This is a genomic window from Acidithiobacillus sp. IBUN Pt1247-S3, from assembly GCF_041146875.1.
Classification (GTDB): Bacteria; Pseudomonadota; Gammaproteobacteria; order Acidithiobacillales; family Acidithiobacillaceae; genus Igneacidithiobacillus.
The window spans coordinates 1-2,058 of the sequence record NZ_JBFRXP010000055.1; the positions used below are offsets into that span (position 1 = coordinate 1).

At 57.1% G+C, this 2,058-nt stretch carries 2 protein-coding genes; one reads left to right on the top strand and one right to left on the bottom strand.

Going from position 1 to position 2,058, the window contains the following annotated elements:
* Window positions 1-220: 220 nt before the first annotated feature.
* The gene (locus AB4090_RS14940) at window positions 221-778 is read left to right on the top strand and encodes a recombinase family protein (protein ID WP_369574671.1); all 558 of its coding nucleotides are present in this window, start codon (window positions 221-223) and stop codon (window positions 776-778) included.
* A 492-nt stretch (window positions 779-1,270) separates the two neighbouring features.
* Here the strand turns inward: AB4090_RS14940 and AB4090_RS14945 are convergent, their stop codons facing one another.
* A complete protein-coding gene (locus AB4090_RS14945; RefSeq protein ID WP_369574672.1) occupies window positions 1,271-1,885 on the bottom strand; it encodes a DNA-binding protein in 615 nt (204 codons plus the stop codon).
* Window positions 1,886-2,058: the final 173 nt, after the last annotated feature.

Sequence of the window (2,058 nt, forward strand, 5' to 3'; positions counted from 1 at the left end):
TTCGAAGATTGATGTGGCAGTTTGCTTTTCCATATTTTGAGTATACAACAACTATTGAAATATATGCAATGCTTTTTGACTCGTCCAGTTAGACTATACCCCAACCCGATGTCAGGCACCCCCCAGGAATCGCGTCAGAATAGACTCGTTTTTGGCTTTCTTGACAGTACCATCGCGCAGATCATAGAGTCTTACCTGACACTTCCGCAGGAGAACTCCCATGAACGGCCATCGCATCGGCTATGTCCGCGTCAGCAGCTTCGACCAAAACCCCGAGCGACAACTCGAAGGCCTCGCCCTCGATCGGGTCTTTACCGATAAGGCCTCGGGCAAGGATACCCAACGGCCCGCGCTCGATGAGTTACTGGCGTTTGTGCGCGAGGGCGATACCGTCCTCGTCCACAGCCTGGACAGGTTGGCCCGCAACCTCGATGACCTGCGCCGCCTGGTACAAACCCTGACGGGGCGCGGCGTGCGCGTCGCGTTCGTCAAAGAAGGTCTTACCTTCACCGGCGAGGATTCCCCTATGGCCCAGCTCCTGCTCTCCGTTATGGGCGCCTTTGCGGAGTTCGAGCGCGCCCTGCTCAAGGAACGACAACGCGAGGGCATCGAGCTTGCCAAGCGGCGCGGCGTTTACAAGGGACGCAAAAAAGCCCTCTCCCCCAAACAGGCCGCCGATCTCCGCCGCCGCGCCGCCAGCGGTGAACCCAAAACCCAGCTCGCCACAGCCTTCGGCATCAGCCGCGAAACCCTCTACCAGTACCTCAAACGCAGATGAATCCCGCACGTAACCGCTATTGCAGAACGTGTGAAACACGCAAAGATACCCTCCGCAGTATCCCCACGATTGGGGATATTTCCACAGAAATATGCAAACGCCATAAAAAGCCGTTTAGAAAATCTCAGTCATAATTTGAAGTTTTACTGCAGGGAACCAGGTCAGAGGACAAGCGACGCAAAAACCGACAGCGCGCAGAGGGGAAAGGTATATCCAATTGACGGTAGTAGCACAAAGTAGCCGAAGGCTGCGGCTGCTTTATCTGGCATTACCTAAATCACGCTACTACCAGCAACTTTAAGCCCATTCGCCACCGGTTTGTTATAATCCATGTAAACATTGCTGTCAAAAACCATGCGGGAAACACAGGCTAATGTTTTTATAGGACCGCTGTTTATTGCCTCGATTACGCACACCAAGCATTTTTCTGGGATAGCGTGTTATCCCAGAAAACCGGCCTTTACCGACACCACCAGGACGACACACACCGCTTCAGGTGGACGGCTCGGCCACCGCATCCAGCTTCCCGCCCAGCAGGTTCAGGAGCTTGGCATTCTCCGCCGCCAGGGTCTCTAGCTGTCCTTCCAGTCGGGCGATCTGTTCGCGCTGCTCTCGGGTAGTGTCCGTCAACCGCTCGATCTCTTCCCGCAGGGCTTCCTCGGTGGCCGTATACCCTTCCTGCTGCGTCGCTAACGCTTCCTGCAAGGCCCGGCACTGCTCCTGGGCGACCGCCAGGGCTTCCGCCTGTTGGTCGAAGGCCTCGCTCTGTTGCTCGGATACTTGCAGCAGTTCCGCCTTCTCCGCCACAAAGGCTTCCTGCGCTGCCCGTAACGCCCTCTCCGCGTCTTCCCTTGCCGCCGTCCAGAGGGTGCGCCCGGCCTGTTCCAGGACCACCGCCAGGGCAGACGGTAAGGGGAGCTCTACCGGACGCTGTACCTGCTGCCTCTGCCGCTCCCGCCATGCCCGTAACCCTTCGACCGCCGCCCCCATACTCGTGCGTGCCGCCGCCCGTACCGCCTCGACCGTCGGAAAGCCCGTCGGGTCCTCGGCATAGAGCGCATCCGCCGCCGCAAATACCCGATCCCGGATCTCACTGGAAAGTGCCATAAAAACTCCTATAAATAGTAGTAGTCGTAGTTAATACTACCACTATTACTATTATTGGCGAGCGTTCTTCTCGGGGTCCCCTCAGAAAACGGAATATAAAACCCGTTAAGGGCGCGATGCTCCTGGAATCCAGCGATAGAGCGTCGGCAAGGATACCCCGAGGTGCTCCGCAA